Origin of the sequence: Chryseobacterium oncorhynchi (genome assembly GCF_002899895.1) — a bacterium.
GTDB classification, from domain to species: Bacteria; Bacteroidota; Bacteroidia; order Flavobacteriales; family Weeksellaceae; genus Chryseobacterium; species Chryseobacterium oncorhynchi.
Window position 1 is genome coordinate 215,679 of sequence record NZ_PPEI02000002.1, and the last position, 23,308, is coordinate 238,986.

Below are 23,308 nucleotides of genomic sequence, written 5' to 3' on the forward strand. Positions count from 1 at the left end.
AATATCATGAAATTTTCAACTCTTAAACTCGTAATGCTGATTGGCCTGCTCTCCTTTTTCTTCATGCAGCATACCGTACAGAAATATAGTACAGACTATGGTGAAGTTGCAGAACAATACAAAAAGTCTGTACAACTATGGCCTTCTCCATCAGTAGATCCGGATGTTAAATGGAAAGAATTTGAAGCAATAGAACAGGATTCCAATTATTATGATACTCAGGAGCTTCCCGAAGTAATGTTGGGAAAAAAACTATTCTTTGATCCTAAGCTATCAGCATCCAGCCAAATATCATGCAGCAGTTGTCATAACCCTGAACTGGGATGGAGCGACGGACAGGAAGTTGCTCTGGGCAATGATCACTTGCAGGGAAAAAGAAATACGCAATCCCTTTTTAATATTGCGGAAAGAAAATCTTTTTTTTGGGACGGAAGAGCAAAAACACTGGAAGAACAGCTCGTAGGGCCTATCTCTGCTCACAACGAAATGAATATGAAGCCGGAAAAGCTTGCCGGGAAACTTTCCAAGGTTAAAGAATATAAAGTGCTTTTTAAGGAGGTTTATCAAACCAACAAAATTACATTTGACAAAATAGCCCGAGCTCTGGCAACCTTTCAAAAAACCCTTAAAAGCCAGCCTAGCAAGCTGGATAAGTTCATAAAGGGAGATCATAAGGCCATGAGCGACAAGGAAATCTATGGAATGCACCTGTTTAGAACAAAAGCGCGATGCATGAACTGCCACTACGGAAAGTATATGACAGATGAGTCTTTCCATAATATCGGACTTACCTATTACAAGCGTGAGTATGAAGATCTTGGCCTGTTTACCATTACAAAAAATCCGAATGATGTAGGAAAATTCAAGACCCCGTCTTTAAGGGATCTGGAATATACTGCCCCATGGATGCACAATGGATTGATGGATGATCTGCATGGCGTGGTAAGCCTATACAACAGCGGAATGCAAATGATTAATCCTACACCGGAAGAAAAAAAGGCAGACCCCAACTTCCCTGTAACCGACCATCTGATGAAACCTTTAAACCTTAATGAACAGGAATTAGATGCTGTTGTTTCATTTTTAAAATGTATTTCAGGAAGCTATTACAAAATGCCGAGACCCGAAATACCCAGGAAATAAAAAAGATTCCATAAAGTATAAAAAAAGAACCTTATCCAAATGAATAAGGTTCTTTTTTTGTTTTAAAACTTAAATCCTATACTGAAATAGATTCTTGAGAAATCAAGCTGGTTATTTCGGGATATATTAAGGTTAATAGGTCCTAAAAGTGATTCGTAGCCTAAATTCACTCCATAGCCAAACATGTCATAGCTGTCATTAAAAGGAGAAAACTCATCACTCACCTTACCATAAGTAAAGGATGGACTTAGGTATAGTTTTTTCATAATTCTGTACTGGAGAGACAACCCTACTTTAGCTACAGAGGTCATTGGTAATTCTTTTTGACGAAGACCGTTAAATTCAGGGTTTAAAAGGTCAGAATTATATTCACTGCCTCCCAGGTTATATTTTTGGTTTAGAAAAAGATAAGGCACCTTATCTTCTCTCTGCGCGCCAAAACTTGCTCCTAAAAATACATTGGCTTTAGCAGCAAGCCTCCTTGTAATTGGATAGGCAAAATTCTCGTTCAGGGTAAATGAAACCAAATTCTTAGGCTCGTAGTAATAAGAGTCCTTAGGATTCAATAAAGGGTATAATAAAGGCTGTACTGTTTCAAGGTCATACAATTCATATTTGTTTCCATAGTAGAATCTTGTACTAACCTGAAGATGATTTCCTCGTGTAAAGAAGTATCTTTTATTCAGATTATTCTGCTCAAATTTCAAAAATGTATTGAAATTACTGTGATTGTAGAGTTTTTTGCTATAATTATCAAATTTTGCCTGATCTACTTTATCCAGTAAACTGTACATCCTTTCAGTACTGAATTCTGTTCCAAAAGAAATAACGGCATTAGGGCTGATATTATAATTTAAGGCAATTTTTCCCGTTATGTTTCGGTACATGTGATTGGGGAATCTTGTATTATAATCCTCATCAAGACTAAATACCCTGAACGTTAAATCATTACTTTTAAGGTGAACAATCTTGGCTTCAAGATCCAGCCACCAATGATCACCGCTTCCCAAGAACCGCTGATAAGCCAATCGAGCCTTAAAACGCTCTGAAACATCTACTGTTGCAAGAAACCTTGATCGGTTGGCAAGAATGTTTCTGTAAGTATAGTTGACGATAATTCCTACGGACTGTTCAGTATCATAATGAAGCGCCAGTTTAAAGGCTCCTTTTTTTATCTTTTTAACAAAAATATTCATGATAAGGCCATCTCCTGCATTCGTATAAGTATAGTACACTTTCTCATACTGACGCATCCCGAAAACCCTGTCTATTGCCTCATTCACAGTTTTTACATCGTAATATTTTCCCTCTGACAATCTTAGTTCTTTTTTAATAACATCTATTTCAACAGGATCAGTAAGCGGGGTACCATTTTCTTCGTTAAACGTAAGTTTTATGGTGGGCAGCTTTACCTCTTCAATCATTTCATGTTCATACGTAATCCCTGCTTTTCGTTGAGCTTCTGCCAGTGCTACAAACTCAGGAAGATGTTTTCTAGCCTCTGTTTCTCCTATTTTAATAATTCTTCTGAATCTGGCAAAGTCTTTTGTTGTAATATCTCCCAAAGGATCTACAAAATCTACCAGAACATTAGAAAGTGCTTTCTGATGCTTAAAATCTTCTACAGAACGAATTGCATGCGTCTGATAGATCATTTTCATCGGATTTTCAATTTCTTTTTTGGTAAAAAGTCTGAAACCAGTATATCCTCCGATCACAAAGTCAGCACCCATCTGACGGACTTCATTGGCAGGATAATTACGATCCAATCCCCCATCTACCAATAGCTTTCCATCAATATAAACCGGAGCAAAAGCAGCAGGTATTGCTAATGTAGAACGAATGGCTAACGGCAACGATCCTTTTTTCTGCATAATCAGGCCTCCATTTTCAATATCTGAAGAGGTAAGTTCCACCGGAATACGTAGCTGGCTAAAATCGTTGATATGTTTTGCATTAAATGTAAGGGTATTCAAAACTTCCCCCATATATTGTCCCTCAATGTAGGAACTCGGAAGTGTCGGAATTCCTTTTACTACCGGAAACTCAAGAATATATTTATCATATTCGTCCTTTTCACTGATATTAACCTTGCTATAAGGAATTTTATTGCTTAGAATTCTGTTCCAGTCTACCTTATAAATGGTTTTCTTTAGCTGATCTGCATTGTAACCCATTGCATATAATCCACCAAGAATCCCTCCCATACTGGTTCCTGTAATATAGTCAACCTTAATTCCCAGAGAATCAATCATCTTCAAAATACCGATATGAGCAAATCCTTTTGCTCCACCTCCACTGAGTGCCAATCCAAACTTGGTATCCTTGGTGATATTTTGTAATCTGACATTCAGGGAATCGTTTATTTGCTGGGATTGAAGTGATAAAGAAAAAACGATTGTAAAAAATATCAGGAGCTTTTTCATGTGAATGCCAATTTTTATAAGGTAAATGTGAAAAATTTTGCAGTAAATATACAATTATACCACAAAAATCAAGAAAAAAACAACACCAGCGTCACTCTCAAAAGAAAGCTTAAAGAATAATTAAAATATCTGTTTAAACTCTATTAAGAAAACAATAACAGGAATATATTTTTGCTTAATTAATAAGATTTTATACTCTCTACAAAATTGACATCAGGGTTTAGGATCTCGAGAATAAGGCTTTTCACAGACTTCATGGCATCATCAATATCTCCTTTATCAAACTGTAAGGATACCATTCCTTTTTTAGCCTCAGCAAAGCTCCATATTCCTGTTTCAATCGGGAATCCCCAAAACTCAGGGAGATGTTGTACCACATAATGATAAATACAAAGCTGAAGCGCCTGTTTTCTATCACTATTGTGGAAATAATCTGCCACATTATTCTCATCAATCTTTACATTGAGATTTTTAATTTTGGCCGTTTTATAGTCAATGATCCTTAGCGTCCCATTTAACTTATCGATCCTGTCAATGAATCCAAGGAATGAAATTTTGTCATTTCCATCAAGATAAAATTCTACATTTTCAAACCTTCTTTCAATGTCTATGATCTCTAATTTATTTCCCTGCTGTACCAATTCAAGATCATGGTTGAGAACATTTTCAATTACCTTTTTGGCAATAGCCTTATGGATGTAATTCATCCCCTTTTCGTAGAATTCCGGTTGATGCTTAAGCTTCTCAATCGCTATTTCTATGTACCTATCTATCGCTTTAACTGAATCTTTTAAATCACTTTCTTTTAAAACCTTACCCTTAAGAACCTCATACACTTCTTGAAGTGAATAATGCACTAGATTTCCATAGTTTTTCACAGACAGTTCCTCCTCAATTTCATCCGACTCTGAAGTATTTAAAATCTTGGATAAGTAGAAATCTATCGGGTTATAAAGATAACTTGTAAGGTGAGAAGCGGATACCTTTTCTTTCCATTTTTGAAGACGTTCCTGGACAATTTCAGTCTTGAGAATTTCTATTGGTTTGGTAGCAATTGGCTCAGAAGAATTTTCAATAATTAAATGTTCAATCTCATGTGAGCTCTCCATTTCAATCTGCGTAATAAACCTGCTCTTCTCTCCGGTATTAACCCCGGAACTTAGAGCATTATACAACAAGTGAACATTTTTAGCATCCTGAATCAGCCTGTAAAAGTGATAGGCGTAAATGCTGTCATTTTCCAGAAATGTATGAAGATCAAAGAATCTTCTGATATCGAAAGGAATATAAGTATTCTGTGAGTTTCCCAATGGCAGTTTCCCTTCATTAACGGAAAGCAAAATTACATTTTCAAAATTCAGAAGACGTGTTTCCAGCAATCCCATGATCTGTAATCCCCTTAATGGCTCTCCCTGAAAATCTATACTCTCAGAATTAATATGCTGATTGATCAGAATTTCCAAGGTTTCCATCTTGATCGATATATTATATGGGGTCAGTTGGTTCTTAATAATCCTGAACGCATTTTCAAAATGGGAAACATTTTCATACTGAATATCATCAATTTCCAGCCATTTTACTTTCTGACAAAAATCTATAAGCACATCCAGATAAATATGGGTACTTGTGGCCTTTTGAAGAAGTCCGAAATAAGACAAACTACCCAACAGTTCCTGTAAAAGCTTTCTGGAGATATAAACAATATTCCGCTCTTCTATCTTGGTCTTAAAGTCATTGATAATCTGCTCATCTTCAGCAGATTTAGGAAGCTCCTCCAGAATTGGAAATATATCTCTGTAATAATAAGACGATTTATTTTTCTCCAGCTGCTTTTGCAGATAGAAAAGTCGTTTCACGGCATTTGAAAAAGAAAGATTCTTCAATGGAAAACCCATTGTAATATTCAGGTTGTCAACACCATGCATTACATCCAGACTCGCAGGAAGAAGATTTTCATCCAGCAATACTACCGCCGTATTGGAATAGGTTTTATTATTGATTTCCTTAAAGATCTCCGGCAAAACCTTAGTCTGCGTCACATTTCCGGAAACCTCATATACCTTGATCTTTTTGGGTTGGTTAAAATCATCTTCAATCCATTGAAAAGCTCTGTTATCATCAAATTCTTTCCATGTTTTATGATTTCTGAGGAATTTTCCGGCTTCTTGTCTTTCATCATCAAAATAATAACGGTCTGCCTGAAAGAAGCATTGTGCTTTATTCCATTGTAAAAGGCTTCTTACCAATTTCTCTTCAACCGGCGTAAAGGCATTAAATCCGCAGAAAACAAATTGCTCTGAGGTATTCTTTGCAAAATCTATGATACTCGCTTTAGCAGCCTCGTGGATCATTCCTGAGGTAGCCCAGTTCTTTTCTTTCAGCCTTTCTTTTAATGTTGGAAGAAAAACATTCATGTTCTGCCAGAAATTAAGAAACTTCTTTCTCGGAACATCATCATCCTCTCCTAAATCCTGCGCCCATTCTTTAATCCTTTCCTCATCAAACATATACTGTAGAACCGCCTGATCATTATCTGAAAACTTCAGAATATCATCCCAGTCTTTCTGTAAAGTGGGAAACCATTTCAGGAATTCTGCAAAATCATCATTGGGAATAAGATTCAAGCTTCGGTACACATCAAACGAAAAAAGCCAGAGTGGAATTCCCTGGATAACCTGCTTGTCGGCAATGGTATTAATCAGCTCTTCTACTGTAAAAAAATTGGGAAGAAATCCCGAATAATTACTTTCCTCAAGAATCTGTCTTATAAATACAATGGGACGCTTTCCCGGCAGAACAATGTTGAACGCGGAAAGGTCCGAGTTTTGGCCCAACAGTTCGTGTATAATTTTATTGAGGAATTTCAAGGGGTCTGATAGCTTTTAAGGTTTTCGAGTTCTTCAGAAATGAAGGTATTATATTCTGCCTGTTTTTCCTTGTTCATCCCATGACGAGTCTCCTTATCATAGGAAATCTGAAAGTTTTTATAGCCGTTGGATATCTCGGTATAAACTGCTTTAAATAATCTATTATAATCGCCGGAGGTTCTTACTTTTTCAGAAACAATTTTTCTGAATTTTCTTACAAAAAGCTCTGCAATATCAAAGTGCTTTTGCTCGTGCAGCAAGATATAATCATTTATTTTTTTAGCGTCTTTCCAAGACTTGTCTTCGTTGAATATAGTTTTTATTTCTATTTTAACAGGTGACTTTGGATTGGTAGATTTTACTACAGAATATTCCCAACCACAATTGGTATACGCTGCCACATCCGGATTATTCTTTCTATTGATTGGGCTTTTAAAATTATCCCAAATCAATTTTTGGTCTTCCTGCCAGTAAATTTTCTGCCCAAAGATCATATTGGCAGTCAGTAAACAAAATGCAAAAGTTAATTTCATTATTTTACCACAATGGTTTTGGTGATCCAGTTATTTCCACCATTCCAGAATTTGAAGATATACTTCCCTTCCTGCTGGGGTCGGAAATTAATCTGATTAGCTCCCGTAAAGCTCTGTTGGGTACAAGGGCCGCCAGTAATATACTTGTAGGCAGTAATAGACCTCCCAAACGGGCTATCATGAATATAATCATATCCATAGAATCCCTGACACTGAGAAGAATATCTGGAATATGTCTTGATACTCTGTACCGCAAAAACATCCATGGTATCATTTACAATTTTTACACTGTCTATTTTGATTTTATCAATAGATTCAATGGTCTCGTAATCATCATCATTACAAGACACTGTAAGTAAGCCAAACAATAGTACTGAAAAACCAATATTTAAAAGTTTTTTCATAACCTTTAATTTTGCGATTATTAATAAATATTTAGCAAAAATTATTCCTTAATTAAACAAAATTAAGAATTAAAATTACCTTTTGACAAATAAACAACTTTTTTAGTATCAAAAAATTCTTCGTCAAAATAATTTTTAAGATTGAAAATTTCACATCTAAGTCCGGCAAGCTCTTCTGCAAGGTCACCGCCCTTTAAATATAAAATTCCATTATGTTTAGGATTAAACTGTTCTTTTTCAAACTTTCCTTTTAGCCATCTTAAAAATTCCGGCATTTGGGTCACTGCTCTGCTGACTATAAAGTGGAATTTTTCTTTTAATTTTTCTGCTCTCCCATGGATACCCGTTACATTTTTCAATCCTACCCCCTCAGCAACAGCATTTACCACATTGATTTTCTTTCCGATGGAATCAATAAGCGTAAATTCTGACTCAGGAAATAAAATGGCCAATGGAATTCCCGGAAAGCCTCCTCCCGTACCAATATCTAGTACTTTAGTTCCCGGTGCAAATTCCATTACTTTTGCGACTCCCAAAGAGTGTAGAATATGCTTTTCATACAACGACTCCATATCTTTTCTGGAAATTACGTTGATCTTTTCATTCCATTCATTGTACAGTTCTTCCAGTTTTGCAAACTGTGTTAGCTGTGTTTCTGTAAGATCCGGAAAATATTTTAATAGTAACGATGTAGACATTTGAATTATTATAATCTACAAAAATAAGTTTTATTTCTTTTGTAGTCAAATCTACTTTTCCGAATCTGCCTTAGTTCCCACTTACTCATCACAATATTATTTTGCAATACCCGGAATTACAGGAACATTCAAATTTCCTGATTGACTGACTGTTTGTACTGCAAAAATATAATTATCCTTTGAAAATGGTATTTTGGCTGAAAGCTCTGTTGTAAATATTTTCTTTTGCCACACAGGGCTGTCCGTTTCCCGTATCAAAACAAAATATCCTGCCGGTGTTCCTGATTTTGGTTTCTGCCAGTGAAGCGTTGTAAAATTAGTAAGTTCTTTAACTTCCATTTCTACCCGCTCAGGTTTCGAGGTAGATTTAGCAAGACTTGCCAGTACGGCAACATTTGCAGCAACATTCTTTTTCAGATATTTAAAATCTATAAATTCTGGCAGATCACCATATTGTTTGTTATTTTCTATCCGTATGTCCTGATGCTGATGATCATAGTTTTCATAATATTCTGTAAGTCTTACTGATGGAAATCCATTAATAACAAAACTTGTATGATCTCCTCCACGTAAAAACCGGTCATTTCTGTAGATCATTTTTACATTAAGCTTCTTTACATATTGTGCTGTAATCTCTTGGATGTATCGGGCAAGCTGCCTGGATTCACTATCGTTTTCAAGCCCCAGATTTCTAATGGAAAGTGCTTTTTTATCCATCTCCATGTATGGCAACCCTTCACTGAATACCCGAAGCGTACGAGTATTAATTTCTCCCGTCTCGCTAGCTTTTGGATTACCAATCATATCATTATTCAGAACCGCCTCCAACTGTAAATTTTCTTTTTTAATTTTCTCTGCAAGAAGTCTGGAACCCAGCAGCGATTGTTCTTCCCCGGAGAAAGCCACAAAAATTATAGAAGCAGGAAATGAGGACTTGCTTAGTATTCTTGCAGCTTCTATCACAGCACTCACACCACTGCCATCATCGTTGGCACCGGGAGCTATTGAAGTTCTGTTCATGACATCCGTCACTCTTGAGTCAAGATGTCCTCCAATCAGAAAAACTCTTTTATCATTAGGGTCTGTACCTTTCAGGAAAGCAATGGCATTGCCTAGGTTCACCGTCTTATCAATACGTTTTCCATCCGGTTGCAGATCTTCCTGTTGAAGATACACCTCCATTCTTCCACCTGAATTTTTCGCATAGTTTTTAAATTGTTGGATAACCCAGTTTCTCGCTGCTCCAATTCCTTGTTTAGGGTCATCTGTTGCGCTTAAAGTATGCCTCGTCTGGAAACTCACAAGTTTACCGATATACGACTTTAATGAATCTTCATTTACCTGTGAAACGTATTTTTTCACTTCATCATCTTTTAAACGTCCTTGAGAAAAGACCGTACAGGAAATTAACAATAGAAAAACGGAATATTTCATAAAATAGATCTTAGATAATTTAAAGATACAAAACCTTGAGTTTTGGAAGCATTTTTTTGTTTTTTTATTAGTTATATTGAAAGTTGAAAGCACAAAAAAACCTATTAAAAAGACATTACATGGCTTAAATCCCCTCAAATTCATGAATAGAAAGTTATATTATTTCCAAATAGAGTGATTTGACTAAAACCTGACAAATATCTTTAAAGCAACCCTATTTTTATTACTTCTACAACACGTTTTTATTCTATATTTGTTAAAATTCAAAAATACATGGACAAACTTTCAGATAGAGTAAAAAGACTAGGTTACTCACAGACTTTTGTAATGTCTAATAAAGCCAGAGAAATGAAAGCTAACGGGATAGATGTTATCAGCTTAACTCTTGGTGAACCGGATTTTGATGTTCCGGATAATATCAAACAGGCAGCCTTTGATGCCATCAATCAAAACTATAGCCACTACTCTCCTGTTCCGGGATTTCTTGAACTTCGTGAGGCTATTGCTTACAAATTAAAAAGAGACAACAATTTAGAATATAAACCAACACAAATCTGTGTTTCCAATGGTGCTAAACAGGCTATTTTAAATGTTCTGGCAGCCATTATCAATGATGGAGATGAAGTATTACTTCCTGCTCCTTATTGGGTAAGCTACGATGAAATGGTAAAAATGATGGGTGGGGCTTCTGTAATGCTTCCAACATCTTACATTACTGATTTCAAAGTTACAGCAGAACAGATTGAGCTGGCAATTACTGATAAGACCAAGGCTATTCTTTTCAGCTCGCCATGTAACCCGTCCGGAGGATATTACACTTATGATGAGCTAAAGTCTATCGCGAAAGTGATTGCTAAATACCCTCACGTTACGATCATTTCAGATGAGATCTATGAATTCATCAATTATGAAACAAAAACCACTTCTATTGCCCAATTTCCGGAAGTGTATGAACAGACTGCAGTAATCAACGGAATGTCAAAAGCCTTTGCAATGACGGGATGGAGAATCGGATATTCAGCTTGTCCTGAATGGCTGGCAAAAGCTTGTGAAAAAGTACAGGGACAAATGACAAGTGGTGCTAATACAATGGCACAAAGAGCTTCTATTACAGCCTTAAAGACGGACCCTTCCGAGTACAAATACATGATTGACGCTTTTAAAAAGAGAAGAGATCTTGTATATGAGCTCATTAAGGAAATTCCTGGTTTTAAAGTATTGCTTCCAAAAGCGGCTTTCTATTTCTTCCCGGATATTTCTTATTACATCGGAAAAACATTAAACGGAACAGAAATTAAAAATTCTGATGACTTTGCTATGTTCCTTTTAGAAAATGCTCGTGTCGGATGTGTAGGAGGTTTTTCATTCGGAAGTCCAGAGTGTATCAGGTTCTCTTATGCTGCCTCCGAAGAAGATTTAAGAGAAGCAATGAAACGAATTAAAGATTTGTTAGACCAATTCAATTAAGAATTTTAAAAATAATAAAACATATTTCAATTACAATGAATCTGTTAAAAAAACTAACAATCGTTTCAAGCATTGCTGCGGCAAGTTTTGCAGGTCATGCTTTCGGACAGGATTTCCAATGGAAAGAAGCTACTGCCAACGGCTATAAGTACAGGTATGTTACCAACGACCCTACTTCAGCAAGATATTATACTTTAAAAAATGGTTTAACTGTTATTTTGAGTCCTACTAATAAGGAACCAAGAATTCAAACCTATATTGCTACAAAGGCAGGAAGTAAAACAGATCCCGCAGACCATACAGGCCTTGCCCACTATCTGGAGCACATGCTTTTCAAAGGAACCAATCAGTTTGGATCTAAGGACTGGGCAAAGGAAAAACCTCTTTTAGACCAGATTGATGCTCTTTACGAGAAATACAATCAAACAAAAGATGAAGCTAAAAGAAAGGAAATCTATAAAGAAATCGACAGGGTTTCCGGAGAGGCTGCCAAGTATGCTATTGCCAATGAATATGACAAAATGATGGCCGGTATGGGCGCTGATGGTACCAATGCTTTCACTTCTTTTGAGCAAACGGTATACACAGAGGATGTTCCCTCTAACGTTATTGATAAATTTCTGGCTGTACAGGGAGAAAGATTCAGAGAACCGGTTCTTAGACTTTTCCATACGGAGCTTGAAGCGGTATATGAAGAAAAAAACAGATCACTTGATGATGACGGAGATAAGGTTTTTGATATGATGTTTGCGAACCTTTTCCCTAATAATAATTACGGAAAGCAAACTACCATCGGAACCATTGAGCACTTGAAAAACCCTTCTCTGCATGCCATCAGAGAATATTATAACAATTACTATGTTCCCAACAATATGGGAATCATCATGTCCGGAGACTTTAATCCTGATGAAGTAATTACCAAGATTGACAAGGCTTTCTCTTACATGAAATCCAAGCCTGTTCCTGAATACAAAATCGGACAGGAAAAAGCGATAGCTTCTCCGGTAATCAAGGAAGTTGTAGGGCCTGACGCAGAAAGTGTAATGCTTGGCTTCAGATTCCCAGGAGCTTCAACAAAGGATGCAAGATTATTAAATTTTGTAGGAAGCATGCTTACCAACGGTCAGGCAGGGCTAATTGACCTTGATCTTGTAAAGAAACAAAAGTTACTGGGTGCTTTCGCTTTCCCTTATGCTCTAAAAGATTATTCAGTTTTATTATTACAGGGAAAACCTACTGAAGGACAGTCTTTAGATGAAGTAAAAAATCTTCTTATTCAGGAAATTGACAAATTAAAAAAGGGTGAATTCTCTGATGATTTGATTCAATCCATCGTAAACAATGAAAAGAAGAACATCATTCAGAAAGATGAAAAATATTCTTCAAGAGCAAGTCTTTTGATGGATGAATTCACTTCAGAAGTTGATCACAAAGCAAACCTGGAATATCTTGAAGAGATCTCCAAGCTGACTAAAAAGGATATCATGGACTTTGCAGCCAAATATCTTCAAAATAATAATTATGTAGCAGTTTACAAGAAAAAAGGTGAAGACAAGAGTATTGTAAAGGTAGACAAACCTACCATCACTCCGGTTTCTGTAAACAGAGAAGACCAGTCTCCTTTCCTTAAGAAAATTGACGAAATGCCGGAAAAAGCCATCGCTCCGGTTTGGCTGAACTATGATAAGGATATCGCCAAAAATAAACTGGGTGATGTAGATGTACTTTCTGTAAAAAATACAGATAATGCTTTATTCAGAATGTACTATCACTTTGATTCCGGAAAATGGAACAATAAAATGCTTCCATTGGCTGCAGAATATCTTCAGTACCTTGGAACGAATGATAAGTCTTCTGAAGCCATCAGTAGAGAATTCTACAAATTGGCATCAAGCTTTAATGTAAGTGCCGGAAATGAAGAAACGTCTGTATCGATAGAAGGCCTTAATGAAAACTTTGACAAGTCCATTGCACTATTTGAGGATCTGATCAAAAACTGTAAAGCAGACCAAACTGCGCTAGATGCTTACAAAGCCCGATTGAAGAAAGCCAGAGCTAATGCCAAGCAAAACAAAGCAACGATTATGGCCGGACTGAGAAGCTATGCACAATATGGTGCACAGAATCCATTCAATAATGTATTGAGTGATGCTGAGCTTGATGCATTAAAGGCTGAAGACCTTATTAACATTCTTCATGACCTTTTCAACTTTAAACATAAGGTATTATACTACGGACCAAAATCAGGAGATGAAACAGTAGCTTCCCTGAAGCCTATTCATAAACTTCCTGCAAGCCTTAAGGAGCTTCCTAAGACCAAAACGTTTGTTCAGATCCCAACGGATAAAAATAAAGTGCTATTCGCTCATTATGATATGGTACAGGCCGAAGTATTCTGGGTAAGAAATTCAGATCAGTACAATCCTACCCTTACCCCTACTGTAAGCTTATTCAATAACTACTTTGGAGGAGGAATGGGATCTATTGTATTCCAGACCATCAGAGAATCTAAGGCTTTAGCCTATTCTACTTACTCTTATTTTGCTCTTCCAAGCAAGAAATCGGATAAAGATATGGTGATGGCTTATGTAGGAACTCAGGCAGATAAATTCAACGAGTCTACTACGGCAATGAATGAACTTCTGACAACACTTCCAAAGTCTGAGCAATTGTTTGAAACCGCAAAAAGCGGATTGAAAAAATCTATTGCTTCTGAAAGAATTTCTCAGGACGGTATTATCTTCTCTTATCTAAAGGCCCAAAGACTTGGAAATAACTTTGATATGAGAAAGAATGTTTATGAACAGGCACCAAAATTGTCTTTCGCTGACATTAATGCTTTCCATGACAAGGAAATGAAAAATAAGAATTATACCTACTGTCTTGTCGCAGCACAAGATAAAGTAAATGAAGCCGATATGCAGAAATTAGGCGAGGTAAAAAAACTCAATCTAACAGAAGTATTTGGTTACTAAAATCAACAAAAGGTCCTGATTTCAGGGCCTTTTTATTTAACAACATGTCAAAAACAATTATAGATTTTATTTATCGATATTCGTTTGTTCGATAGATAAAACTTTTCTATATTTGCATTAGAAATTTAAATATAAAAACAGAAAATTATGTCTTTAGTAGGAAAAAAATTCCCGAATTTAACAATCGACGCAATGTCTGAAATGGGTGACGATTTAAAAATCAACATCCTTGAAGAAGCAACAAAAAACCAACAGAAAGTACTTTTATTCTGGTACCCTAAAGATTTCACTTTTGTATGCCCTACTGAGCTTCACGCTTTCCAGGAGGCTTTAGGTGAATTCGAAAAAAGAAACACTAAAGTAATCGGTGCATCTTGTGATACGAACGAAGTACACTTCGCATGGTTGAACACTCCGAAGGATAACGGTGGTATTGAAGGGGTAACTTACCCACTTTTAGCTGATACTCACAGACAATTAGCAAACACTTTAGGAATCGTAGATCAAGATTTCGAATATAACGAGGAAGGAGAAGAAGTTTTCACAGGTTCTAACGTAACTTACAGAGCAACTTACCTTATCGACGAAACTGGAAAAATTTTCCACGAAGCGGTAAACGATATGCCTCTAGGAAGAAACGTAAAAGAATTCTTAAGATTAATCGACGCTTACACTCACGTTCAAAAACATGGTGAAGTATGTCCTGCAAACTGGGAAGAAGGTAAAGATGCTATGAAAGCTGACAGAACTTCTACAGCAGAATACTTAGCTAAGAACTAATTCAATTTAATAATTTAACAATGTAATAATGCACAAGTGTAGTAATACATTCATTATTACATTGTTAATTTTTAATTCCTAAAATTTAACACTCATGTACACAGAATTAACAGAAGATACATTACAGAATATTGTAAATGACAACGAAAAAGTAGTTGTTCAATATGGCGCAACATGGTGCGGAAACTGCAGAATCATGAAGCCAAAATTCAAAAAATTAGCATCTGAGAATGACGCAATTCCTTTCTTATATGTAGATGCTGAAAAACTTCCCGAAAGCAGAAAACTAGCAAAAGTAGACAACCTGCCTACATTCGCGATCTTTAAAAATGGTGAATTGGTAAACCAGGTTCAATCTAACCAGGCTGAAAGTTTAATTAACCTTTTTAACGAATTATCATAATGAAATTACCAGTAATCAGACAATTCTATCAGAATCAGACCCCTGAGAACCTTGAGAAAACATTAGAAGTTCTGGAAAGCTTCTGCGAATTCAGAGGAACAAGCGAAGAAGACTTAAATGTTGCAGGAGAGCTTATTACAAACATTTGTGGAGCTTTGGAAGTTCATTCTAATGTACAAAACGGAATGAGCGAAAAAGATGCCTTAAACTCATTTGCACAAAAGGTTTTAGGCTCCATCGATAAATAATCTTTTACTTATTAAAGATTATAAAAACACAAAATACCTGAGGTTTTCCTCATTACTATACTTTTTCTTTATTCTTTTATGATCCATCTGTATCTTACTTCAAAAGGCTTTTTGCCCTATGAGGTCAGGAATTACATGGGCATCAATTAAAGAATATCCAACAAAATCCCGATGAAATATCATCAGGATTTTTTGGTTCAATATCGTCTTAAGTGGGCCTTTGTGTAAAAAAATTATTTAAGAATAAAAAAATCCTGATGATATGATCATCAGGACTATTATTATTAAGAAATTCAATATTGAATTAGCTTCTCTTGCTCATTAAAATATTCAGTATATACCAGAACAAAAGCATAATAGATGCAAAAAGCTGCAATGCCGCTCCTACATACTGATTTGTTCCATAAGAATCCTTTAGCTTACTTGTTTGGTATAAAATAGTTGCCGAAGCTAAGATCACCATTCCAACAGAGAACCACAATCCTAAGTTGAAACCAAATGCCATCCCGCCAACGATTAATCCGATCGAAATAAATCCTCCGATTACAATAATATTCCTTAGAAAAGAAAAATCTCTCTTGGAAGTAAATGCAACTGCAGAAATACCGGCAAACATTGCCACAGTTAAAGTAGCAGCCTGGAAAATCACATTAGCTCCACCCGCCATATTAGTAGCCATAAAAAGCAAAGGCATAAAAATGATCGCCTCCAATAGAATATAAAATCCTAATCCTAAATACTGCGTCGACTTACTTTGTGAAAGTGACCATTTAGAAGCTAAAATAGAAGCTAGCCAAAACACACCAATGATTAATAACCAGGTATATCTCTGACCGAACATCATTGCAATGATCTCTACAGGTACAGTCTTCAATAAAATAGTTTCAACCCCAATAAATGCAAGTATTGACAAAGCAACATGCAAATAGGTCTTCTTATAAAAGCTCGCTTTCTCCACATCTGAAGAATGAGCAACTAAAACATCTGTCATCATAGTTAATATTTTTTTTAATTTAATCGAAAATAAATCTATTGATCAACCCCAACCGGCATCACTCCTAAAATTTTGCCGTTATCTTCAAATATTGCACTCAACACCTCCTTTGAAGAAGCATCACCTGTATATTTGTACTTGATGTTAGGATGATTCAAACCATCCATTGTTGAATAATAACCAACCTTTAGGACTTCAAGCTTTTTACTCGGGTCAATACCATCCTTAACTTTCTTAAGGATATCTTCTGTAACAATCTCTTTTACCTTATCGGAAATCAATTCATCAACAGTCTTCTGGTCAGAAGATTGCAAAGCATCAAGGAATTTAAATAGATTACTGTTATATAGATTTATTTTCTCCTTGCTTATTGTTGCCGGTACTTCTTTCTTCTGGTTTTTGTCAACTTTCAACCCTACAACTTTTTGGGCAAACATCAGCTGCCCGCCCACAATCGCAAGACCTAAAAATAATTTTCTCATACTGTTCATTTTGTTATTTGGTGATATAGGTCATGGAAGATACGAAAATCAGACCACTTCTAAAAACTTCATAGTATCCACGTTATCTGCATAAGTGTCAAGACTTGGGTTTTGTGCTTCTCCAAAAGAAATTGAATTCAATCCAAGTTCACCCTTAGCTACAATACACTGAATGTCTGCCTCATTTTCAGCAATAAAGTTTTTCACTTCATCCAAAGACTCATATCTGCTGAAATTAATGACAGAAAGCGGACTAAACAACTTATCATCCTCTTTTAGCATCACAAAATTATTATCCCAGAATTTATCCTGATTTAAAAGATAAACAGCCCTGTTGTAATCATAATTGTTCGCATATTTATTATGATTGATAATATCCTGGAAACCAACAAGGTTTTCAAATAATCGATCAATAACAAAATCCTTTGGAATAAAGATTCTCGTCACATTTCTGCATCCTAATCCAAAATATTGGAAAATATCATTAGCCAGAAGCTGTAATTCTTCATTCGTTTCATCTCCTTTTAAAACAGCAATTGAAGTTCTGTTTTTACGGATGATACTTAAATGATTTTTAAAATAATACTCCAGATATCTTGCCGTATTATTACTTCCTGTAGCAATTACAGCATCAAAATTCTCTAATCTTTCTACAAATTCAAACTGGATGGCATCATTAGAAAACTCTTTCCATTTTTTTAATAAAAACGGAACCATAGTCTTATCTTTTGAAGACAACTTAATAAGCGGAATATGATTGCTTAAAATCACGGAAATCACATCATGAAATCCTACCAAAGGAATATTTCCTGCCAAAATAAGTCCAACTTTCTTTGAAACTTTAGAGATTGAATAATTTTGAAGCCAGTTTTTTATATTCTCTTCAGTCAGTAAATCAGTCCATTGCCGTAAAGCAAATTTCTGATTATCAATTGTAAACCACGGATTTTCTATTTCAGACTTCTTTAATAATAATTCAATATTAACATCATCTTCGTTGTGATCCTCCGGTTTCTTCGCTAAAAACGCTTTTATATAATCACTTAATTTAATAAGTCCTAAAACTTGATTTTCGGTATTCATAATTACTTTAAAATTGGGGAATATTTTGTAATTTTGTGCAAATTTAAAAAAAATTAGCGATGGCTATTAAAATAACTGATGAATGCATTAATTGTGGGGCTTGTGAACCAGAATGTCCAAATAATGCAATATATGAAGGAGCCGTAGACTGGAAAGCTTCGGAAGGTACTGCACTTCAAGGCACTATAACATTACCATCAGGACTTACTGTAGATGCAGACGCGTCACAAGAACCTGTAAGTGATGATGTATATTTTATTGTAACAGACAAGTGTACGGAATGTAAAGGGTTTCATGAAGAACCACAGTGTGCAGCTGTATGCCCAGTAGACTGTTGTGTTCCTGATGAGGATCATGTAGAATCTGAAGAGGCTCTGCTTAACAAAAAAGCATTCTTACACGGCGAATAAAAAAATTCCGTCTCATAATGTGTGAGGCGGCTTTTTTTAACCAAAAATTCAACAAAACCAAAATAAGGCTAAGGAAATTCAATTCCGAATGCAACCAAAAAATAAAAATATGAACAAAAAGCACAACTTCAGCGCAGGACCATGTATCTTACCACAAGAAGTATTCGAAAAATCGGCACAGGCCATCTTAGACTTTAATGGTATAGGATTATCACTTCTTGAAATTTCTCACAGAAGCAAAGATTTCGTTGCTGTAATGGACGAAGCACGTGCTATTGTAAAAAGATTAATGAATCTTGGTGATGATTATGAGGTTCTTTATTTAGGAAGCGGAGCCAGCATGCAATTCGCAATGGTACCGTATAACCTAATGAAAGTTGGTGGAAAAGCAGCTTACCTGGACACAGGAACATGGGCAGCCGGAGCCATCAAAGAAGCAAAAAAATTAGGAACAGTAGATGTAGTAGGTTCATCAAAAGAAGAAAACTATTCTTTTATTCCTAAAAATTATACGGTTGGTTCAGAATACGATTATTTTCACTGTACTTCCAACAATACAATCTATGGAACTCAGATGAAGTCTTTCCCTGAAGTGGATACCCTGATGGTGTGTGACATGAGTTCAGATATTTTCTCTAGACAACTTGACTTTTCAAAATTTGATTTAATTTATGCAGGAGCTCAGAAAAACATGGGACCCGCAGGCGTTACATTAGTAGTGATCAAAAAAGAAATCCTTGGTAAGACCGGAAGAGAAAATATGTTGTCTATGCTGGATTATTCTCAACATATATCTAAAGAATCTATGTATAATACCCCACCGGTATTCCCTATTTATGCTTCTTTATTAACACTTCAATATCTTGAAAAAAATGGAGGTATTGCAGCTGCAGAACAAAGAAACGAAGCAAAAGCTAAACTTCTTTATGGTGAGATTGACAGTAATCCATTATTTGAAACATTCTGTGTAGAAGAAGATCGTTCATTTATGAATGTTTCTTTCAAAATTACAGACGATAGCAAGAAAGAAGAATTTGACAATGCATGGAAAGCAGCAGGAATCAGTGGACTGAATGGCCACAGAAGTCTGGGAGGATACAGAGCCAGCTTATACAACGCTTTACCTATTGAAAGTGTACAGGTATTGGTAGATGTAATGAAGTCAATAAAATAACTTATATTAGGCGACCCAAAAAATAAAAAGATTAATAGATTGTAGATCTCATATTTCAGACCTTTAAAATCTGGCTTTTGACCTCTAAAATCTAGCATCTATAATAAAATAACACATGAAAGTTTTAGCAAACGATGGAATCTCAAAAGCAGGAGAACGCGCTTTAAAAGAAGCCGGAATTGAAATTCTGGACAATAGAGTGGCTCAAGATCACGTTATTAATTTTATCAACGATAATAATGTGGATGTTCTTCTTGTAAGAAGTGCAACGAAGGTGAGACAAGACCTGATTGATGCATGCCCAAACCTTAAAATTATAGGAAGAGGAGGCATCGGGATGGATAATATTGATGTTGAATATGCAAAAAGCAAGGGTATAAAAATAATAAATACTCCTACCGCATCCTCAAAATCTGTAGCAGAATTGGTATTCGGGCATTTTCTTTCATTGGCAAGATTCCTTCACGAATCAAACAGACTAATGCCTTTGGAGGGAGAAACCCACTTCAATGCCATGAAAAAGTCATTCAGCAATGCCTACGAACTTTCAGGAAAAACATTAGGAGTAATAGGCTTTGGAAGTATAGGCCAGGAAGTCATCAAAATAGGAATTTCCCTGGGAATGAAAATTCAGGTCCTTACAAGAAGTCCAAAAACAGAAGTTCTTACCTTGAATTTCTTTGATGGACAATCTGTAAATTTTGAAATTACTTCCACCAATGATATGGATGCATTTCTTAAAGAAGCAGACTTTATCAGCATCAATACTCCTAAAACGAACGAATACATTATAGATACTCCACAATTTGAAAAAATGAAAGATGGAGTATATATTGTAAATACTGCAAGAGGCGGTGTGATTAATGAAGTAACACTGATTGATTTCATAGATTCAGGAAAAGTTGCAGGAGCAGCATTAGATGTTTTTGAAAATGAACCCACCCCGGAACTTCCTTTATTAATGAACCCGGCACTATCACTTTCTCCCCATGTAGGAGGAAATACGGTAGATGCGCAAGAGAAAATCGGTATCGAACTTGCAGAACAAATTATTAAGCTACAAAAAGAAACTATAAGATAAATATGCCTGTTTTTAAACCTTTCCGTGGAATAAGACCTCACAGAGACTTTGAGGATACTTTCCCTACCCATCCACTGGATAATTTTACCCAGGAAGAAATCGCTGAGAAAGCTCAGGTTGAAAATACATACATCAATATGATTAAGCCATATGTTGTAAGTAAATCTAAGGATATTGACCGGAACCTGAGGAAAATCCGTTCTACCTTTGAAGAACTGCTGGACGAAAAGAAATTGGTCCAGGATAATTCTGCATACTATCTTTATGAGCAGATATATCCTAATAAGCAGATTTTCAGAGGACTCTTAGGACTGGCAAGTATTGAGGATTTCTGGAGTGGAAAAATCAAAAGACACGAAAGTACCATTCCCCAGAAAAAGGAAAAACTAGCTCATTACCTTGAAAAAGTAAACCTGCAGGCAGAACCTGTACTTCTTACCTACCCTGCCAACTCAAAAATTGAGTTGCTGATGAACCATGAGGAAAAAAACGTTCCTATCTTCAATCATGTAGATACCATTGGCATCAGGCATAAAATATGGAGAATAGACAACCGCTTAAAGCTACAGCAGTTTAAAGAAGTAATTGATCAGATTGATTCATTTTATATTGCTGATGGACACCATAGAATTGGTTCTACAGCAATAAATGCAAAACGTCACAAGGATAAAAACAAGAGACATAACGGTACAGAACTTTACAACTTTGTATACAGTTTTATTGTTTCCAACCAATCTATTAAGATTCACGATTACAACAGGATCTTACACGATCTGAACGGGGTTTCAAAAGAAGATTTCCTAAAGCAGCTTGAAGACTATTTCCTAATCCACGAAAAAGGAGAAGTATCATATTTCCCATCTCAGAAATTCCATATTTCAATGTATCTGGATGGCAAGTTCTATTCTCTTCATGTGAAGCATGATCTTCGTTCAAAGGAAATGTCACTAGATAATCTGGATCACCATTTATTAGACAAATACATATTCAAAGGGATTTTAAAAATAGAAGATCCTGATAGCTCTGAATTGATTTCTTATGTGAAAGGTACATCTAACCTTAACGGAATTAACCTTTTAAAAGAAAAGGTAGATAACAATGAAGGTAAGGTAGGTTTCGGTATTTATCCTGTAAGCTTTAATGATATGATTAAAATTTCAGACTTAAAATTAAGCATGCCTCCAAAATGTACATTCATCGAACCAAAATTGATTACAGCACTGTTAATGTACGACATGAAACCTTAATAAATTCCTATTTTTTCCCTACTTTTAACATCGGAAAAAGAAAGGTAAATAAAAAATGAAAAAAATATTCATTATACTTCCACTCTTTTTGAGTGGATTTTTATTTTCTCAGAAAAAGCCACATAAAAATCCGGCAAAAAAAAATACCACAGTCAAATTCAACTACCATGATGAATTCAAAAACATCTCTGACGAAATCTTAACTAACGGTACAGCTTATGAAAACCTTGCAGAACTTACCAAAGGAATAGGACCACGTTTCAGCGCGACTCCCGGATATGCAAAAGCAACCGAATGGGCAGAAAGAAAGTTCAAGGAAATTGGTATTAATATGATCTGGAGACAAGAAGCCAAAGCTCCTGTCTGGATCAGAGGGAAAGAGTCTCTACAAATAAAAACAGGAAATGGAGACTGGAAAAATATCAGAATGCTTTCTTTCGGAAACTCTGAAGGAACAGGCGGAAAAGACCTGATGGGTGAAATTATTTTAATTAATTCCACTTCAGAACTTAATGCCATGTCAATAGGTCAGTTAAAAGACAAAATAGTTTTCGTGAATGTTCCTATGGATCCGAAAATTATTAATACAAGTGATTCCTATTTACTGACAGCAAAATCAAAATTAATCTCCGCTTCCGTTATTGCTAAAACAGGTGCAAAAGCATTAATTATAAGATCATTAACAACAGCTAATGATGACACCCCTCATGCCAAAATGATTTACTACGAACCAGATGATAAAGTGAAAATACCAGCTTTATCAATAGGCGTAAAATCAGCAGATGAATTAGAAAAGACCTTGAAAAAACAAAAGGTTACCGCTAAAATCAATATGGCAGCCGAATCTAAAGGCAGCACCACAAATCCAAATATTATTGCTGAAATTCAGGGTAAAAAAGATTCTAAAGTGATTGTTTTAGGCGCTCAGCTTGATTCTTGGGATATTGGTGAAGGAGCCATTGATGATGGAACAGGAGTTGCACAGTGCATCGAAGTTTTAAGAACTTTAAAAGCCCTTGGCTATGAAAATAATCATACCATTCGGGTGGTCTTATACGCCAACAGTGAAAATGGAGGGCAAGGTCGTGAAATGTATGCCGCCTATGTGAAAAAGAAAGAAGAAAAACACATATTCGCCTTAGGGACGGATGCTGGTGGGTATTCGCCAAGAGGGTTCTCATTGGATATGCCTCCACAAAGACGAAAGCAAATTTTTGAATGGAAAAACTACTTCCTCCCTTACGGAATTTATGATTTTGATCAAACCTATGCCATACAGGATATTTCCCCTTTAAAGAAACTGGATATTCCATTGGCAGAACTGGTCGTAGACACTCAGAGATATTTTGATTACCATCACTCGGCAGAAGATACTTTTGACAAGGTAAATAAAAGAGAACTTCTCTTGGGGGCAATAGGTATGACTCAATTAATTTTTATGATTGATAAAAACTGGTAA

20 protein-coding genes are annotated in these 23,308 nt (G+C 35.8%); 11 read left to right on the forward strand and 9 right to left on the reverse strand.

The features are described 5' to 3' along the window. Positions 1-6: 6 nt before the first annotated feature. Entirely contained in the window at positions 7-1,143 is a 1,137-nt protein-coding gene (locus C1638_RS06620) for a cytochrome-c peroxidase (RefSeq protein ID WP_109619403.1), read from the forward strand. A 62-nt stretch (positions 1,144-1,205) separates the two neighbouring features. On the opposite strand, the gene C1638_RS06625 is transcribed toward C1638_RS06620, so the two are convergent. The 6 genes from C1638_RS06625 to C1638_RS06650 all read right to left on the reverse strand — a co-directional run bounded on the left by C1638_RS06625 (position 1,206) and on the right by C1638_RS06650 (position 9,505). After that, positions 1,206-3,569 carry a patatin-like phospholipase family protein gene (locus C1638_RS06625; RefSeq protein WP_109619405.1) on the reverse strand — a complete coding sequence of 788 codons (2,364 nt, stop codon included), beginning with the start codon at positions 3,567-3,569 and terminating at the stop codon, positions 1,206-1,208. A gap of 179 nt (positions 3,570-3,748) precedes the next feature. Further along, complete coding sequence (locus C1638_RS06630) at positions 3,749-6,436, reverse strand: PD-(D/E)XK nuclease family protein (protein ID WP_109619407.1); 2,688 nt, start codon at positions 6,434-6,436, stop codon at positions 3,749-3,751. Beyond that, complete coding sequence (locus C1638_RS06635) at positions 6,433-6,969, reverse strand: DUF922 domain-containing protein (RefSeq protein ID WP_109619409.1); 537 nt, start codon at positions 6,967-6,969, stop codon at positions 6,433-6,435. The genes C1638_RS06630 and C1638_RS06635 overlap by 4 nt, the downstream gene beginning before the upstream one ends. Further along, the gene (locus tag C1638_RS06640; protein ID WP_109619411.1) at positions 6,969-7,373 is read right to left on the reverse strand and encodes a hypothetical protein; all 405 of its coding nucleotides are present in this window, start codon (positions 7,371-7,373) and stop codon (positions 6,969-6,971) included. Before C1638_RS06640 ends, C1638_RS06635 begins: the two co-directional genes overlap by 1 nt. A 62-nt stretch (positions 7,374-7,435) precedes the next feature. After that, positions 7,436-8,071 (reverse strand): 16S rRNA (guanine(527)-N(7))-methyltransferase RsmG, encoded by a 636-nt coding sequence (rsmG, locus tag C1638_RS06645; RefSeq protein ID WP_109619413.1) that lies wholly within the window; start codon positions 8,069-8,071, stop codon positions 7,436-7,438. A gap of 96 nt (positions 8,072-8,167) precedes the next feature. Next, positions 8,168-9,505, reverse strand: coding sequence for a M20/M25/M40 family metallo-hydrolase (locus C1638_RS06650; protein ID WP_109619415.1), 1,338 nt, complete (start codon positions 9,503-9,505; stop codon positions 8,168-8,170). A gap of 273 nt (positions 9,506-9,778) precedes the next feature. Here C1638_RS06650 and C1638_RS06655 point away from each other — a divergent pair, with 273 nt between their 5' ends. The 5 genes from C1638_RS06655 to C1638_RS06675 all read left to right on the forward strand — a co-directional run bounded on the left by C1638_RS06655 (position 9,779) and on the right by C1638_RS06675 (position 15,378). Then, a complete protein-coding gene (locus C1638_RS06655) occupies positions 9,779-10,972 on the forward strand; it encodes a pyridoxal phosphate-dependent aminotransferase (RefSeq protein WP_109619417.1) in 1,194 nt (397 codons plus the stop codon). A 35-nt stretch (positions 10,973-11,007) separates the two neighbouring features. Further along, positions 11,008-13,947: a M16 family metallopeptidase gene (locus tag C1638_RS06660; RefSeq protein ID WP_109619419.1), complete on the forward strand. Its 2,940-nt coding sequence runs from the start codon at positions 11,008-11,010 to the stop codon at positions 13,945-13,947. Positions 13,948-14,094: 147 nt separating this feature from the next. Next, positions 14,095-14,727 (forward strand): peroxiredoxin, encoded by a 633-nt coding sequence (locus C1638_RS06665; RefSeq protein WP_076355735.1) that lies wholly within the window; start codon positions 14,095-14,097, stop codon positions 14,725-14,727. A gap of 94 nt (positions 14,728-14,821) precedes the next feature. After that, positions 14,822-15,130 carry a thioredoxin family protein gene (locus C1638_RS06670; protein ID WP_076355737.1) on the forward strand — a complete coding sequence of 103 codons (309 nt, stop codon included), beginning with the start codon at positions 14,822-14,824 and terminating at the stop codon, positions 15,128-15,130. Then, positions 15,130-15,378: a DUF6952 family protein gene (locus tag C1638_RS06675; protein WP_047495508.1), complete on the forward strand. Its 249-nt coding sequence runs from the start codon at positions 15,130-15,132 to the stop codon at positions 15,376-15,378. The genes C1638_RS06670 and C1638_RS06675 overlap by 1 nt, the downstream gene beginning before the upstream one ends. 304 nt (positions 15,379-15,682) lie before the next feature. Here C1638_RS06675 and C1638_RS06680 read toward each other — a convergent pair whose 3' ends face one another. From C1638_RS06680 to C1638_RS06690, 3 genes are read right to left on the reverse strand one after another with little or no spacing between them, the layout of a single operon-like run. After that, the gene (locus C1638_RS06680; RefSeq protein WP_109619421.1) at positions 15,683-16,372 is read right to left on the reverse strand and encodes a Bax inhibitor-1/YccA family protein; all 690 of its coding nucleotides are present in this window, start codon (positions 16,370-16,372) and stop codon (positions 15,683-15,685) included. 35 nt (positions 16,373-16,407) lie between these two features. Beyond that, the gene (locus C1638_RS06685) at positions 16,408-16,854 is read right to left on the reverse strand and encodes a peptidylprolyl isomerase (protein ID WP_228428063.1); all 447 of its coding nucleotides are present in this window, start codon (positions 16,852-16,854) and stop codon (positions 16,408-16,410) included. Positions 16,855-16,902: 48 nt separating this feature from the next. Next, positions 16,903-17,937 (reverse strand): acyl-CoA reductase, encoded by a 1,035-nt coding sequence (locus tag C1638_RS06690; protein WP_109619424.1) that lies wholly within the window; start codon positions 17,935-17,937, stop codon positions 16,903-16,905. Between the two features lie 59 nt (positions 17,938-17,996). On the opposite strand from C1638_RS06690, the gene C1638_RS06695 reads away from it, so the two are divergent. From C1638_RS06695 to C1638_RS06715, 5 genes are all read left to right on the forward strand, one after another. Next, positions 17,997-18,347 (forward strand): 4Fe-4S binding protein, encoded by a 351-nt coding sequence (locus tag C1638_RS06695; RefSeq protein ID WP_076355745.1) that lies wholly within the window; start codon positions 17,997-17,999, stop codon positions 18,345-18,347. Positions 18,348-18,456: 109 nt separating this feature from the next. Next, on the forward strand, positions 18,457-19,521 hold the full coding sequence (serC, locus tag C1638_RS06700; protein ID WP_109620585.1) for a 3-phosphoserine/phosphohydroxythreonine transaminase: 1,065 nt from the start codon (positions 18,457-18,459) through the stop codon (positions 19,519-19,521). A 115-nt stretch (positions 19,522-19,636) separates the two neighbouring features. Then, a complete protein-coding gene (locus C1638_RS06705; RefSeq protein WP_109619426.1) occupies positions 19,637-20,602 on the forward strand; it encodes a D-2-hydroxyacid dehydrogenase in 966 nt (321 codons plus the stop codon). A 2-nt stretch (positions 20,603-20,604) separates the two neighbouring features. Next, positions 20,605-21,849: a DUF1015 domain-containing protein gene (locus C1638_RS06710; RefSeq protein WP_109619428.1), complete on the forward strand. Its 1,245-nt coding sequence runs from the start codon at positions 20,605-20,607 to the stop codon at positions 21,847-21,849. Between the two features lie 55 nt (positions 21,850-21,904). Then, entirely contained in the window at positions 21,905-23,308 is a 1,404-nt protein-coding gene (locus C1638_RS06715; protein WP_109619430.1) for a M28 family peptidase, read from the forward strand.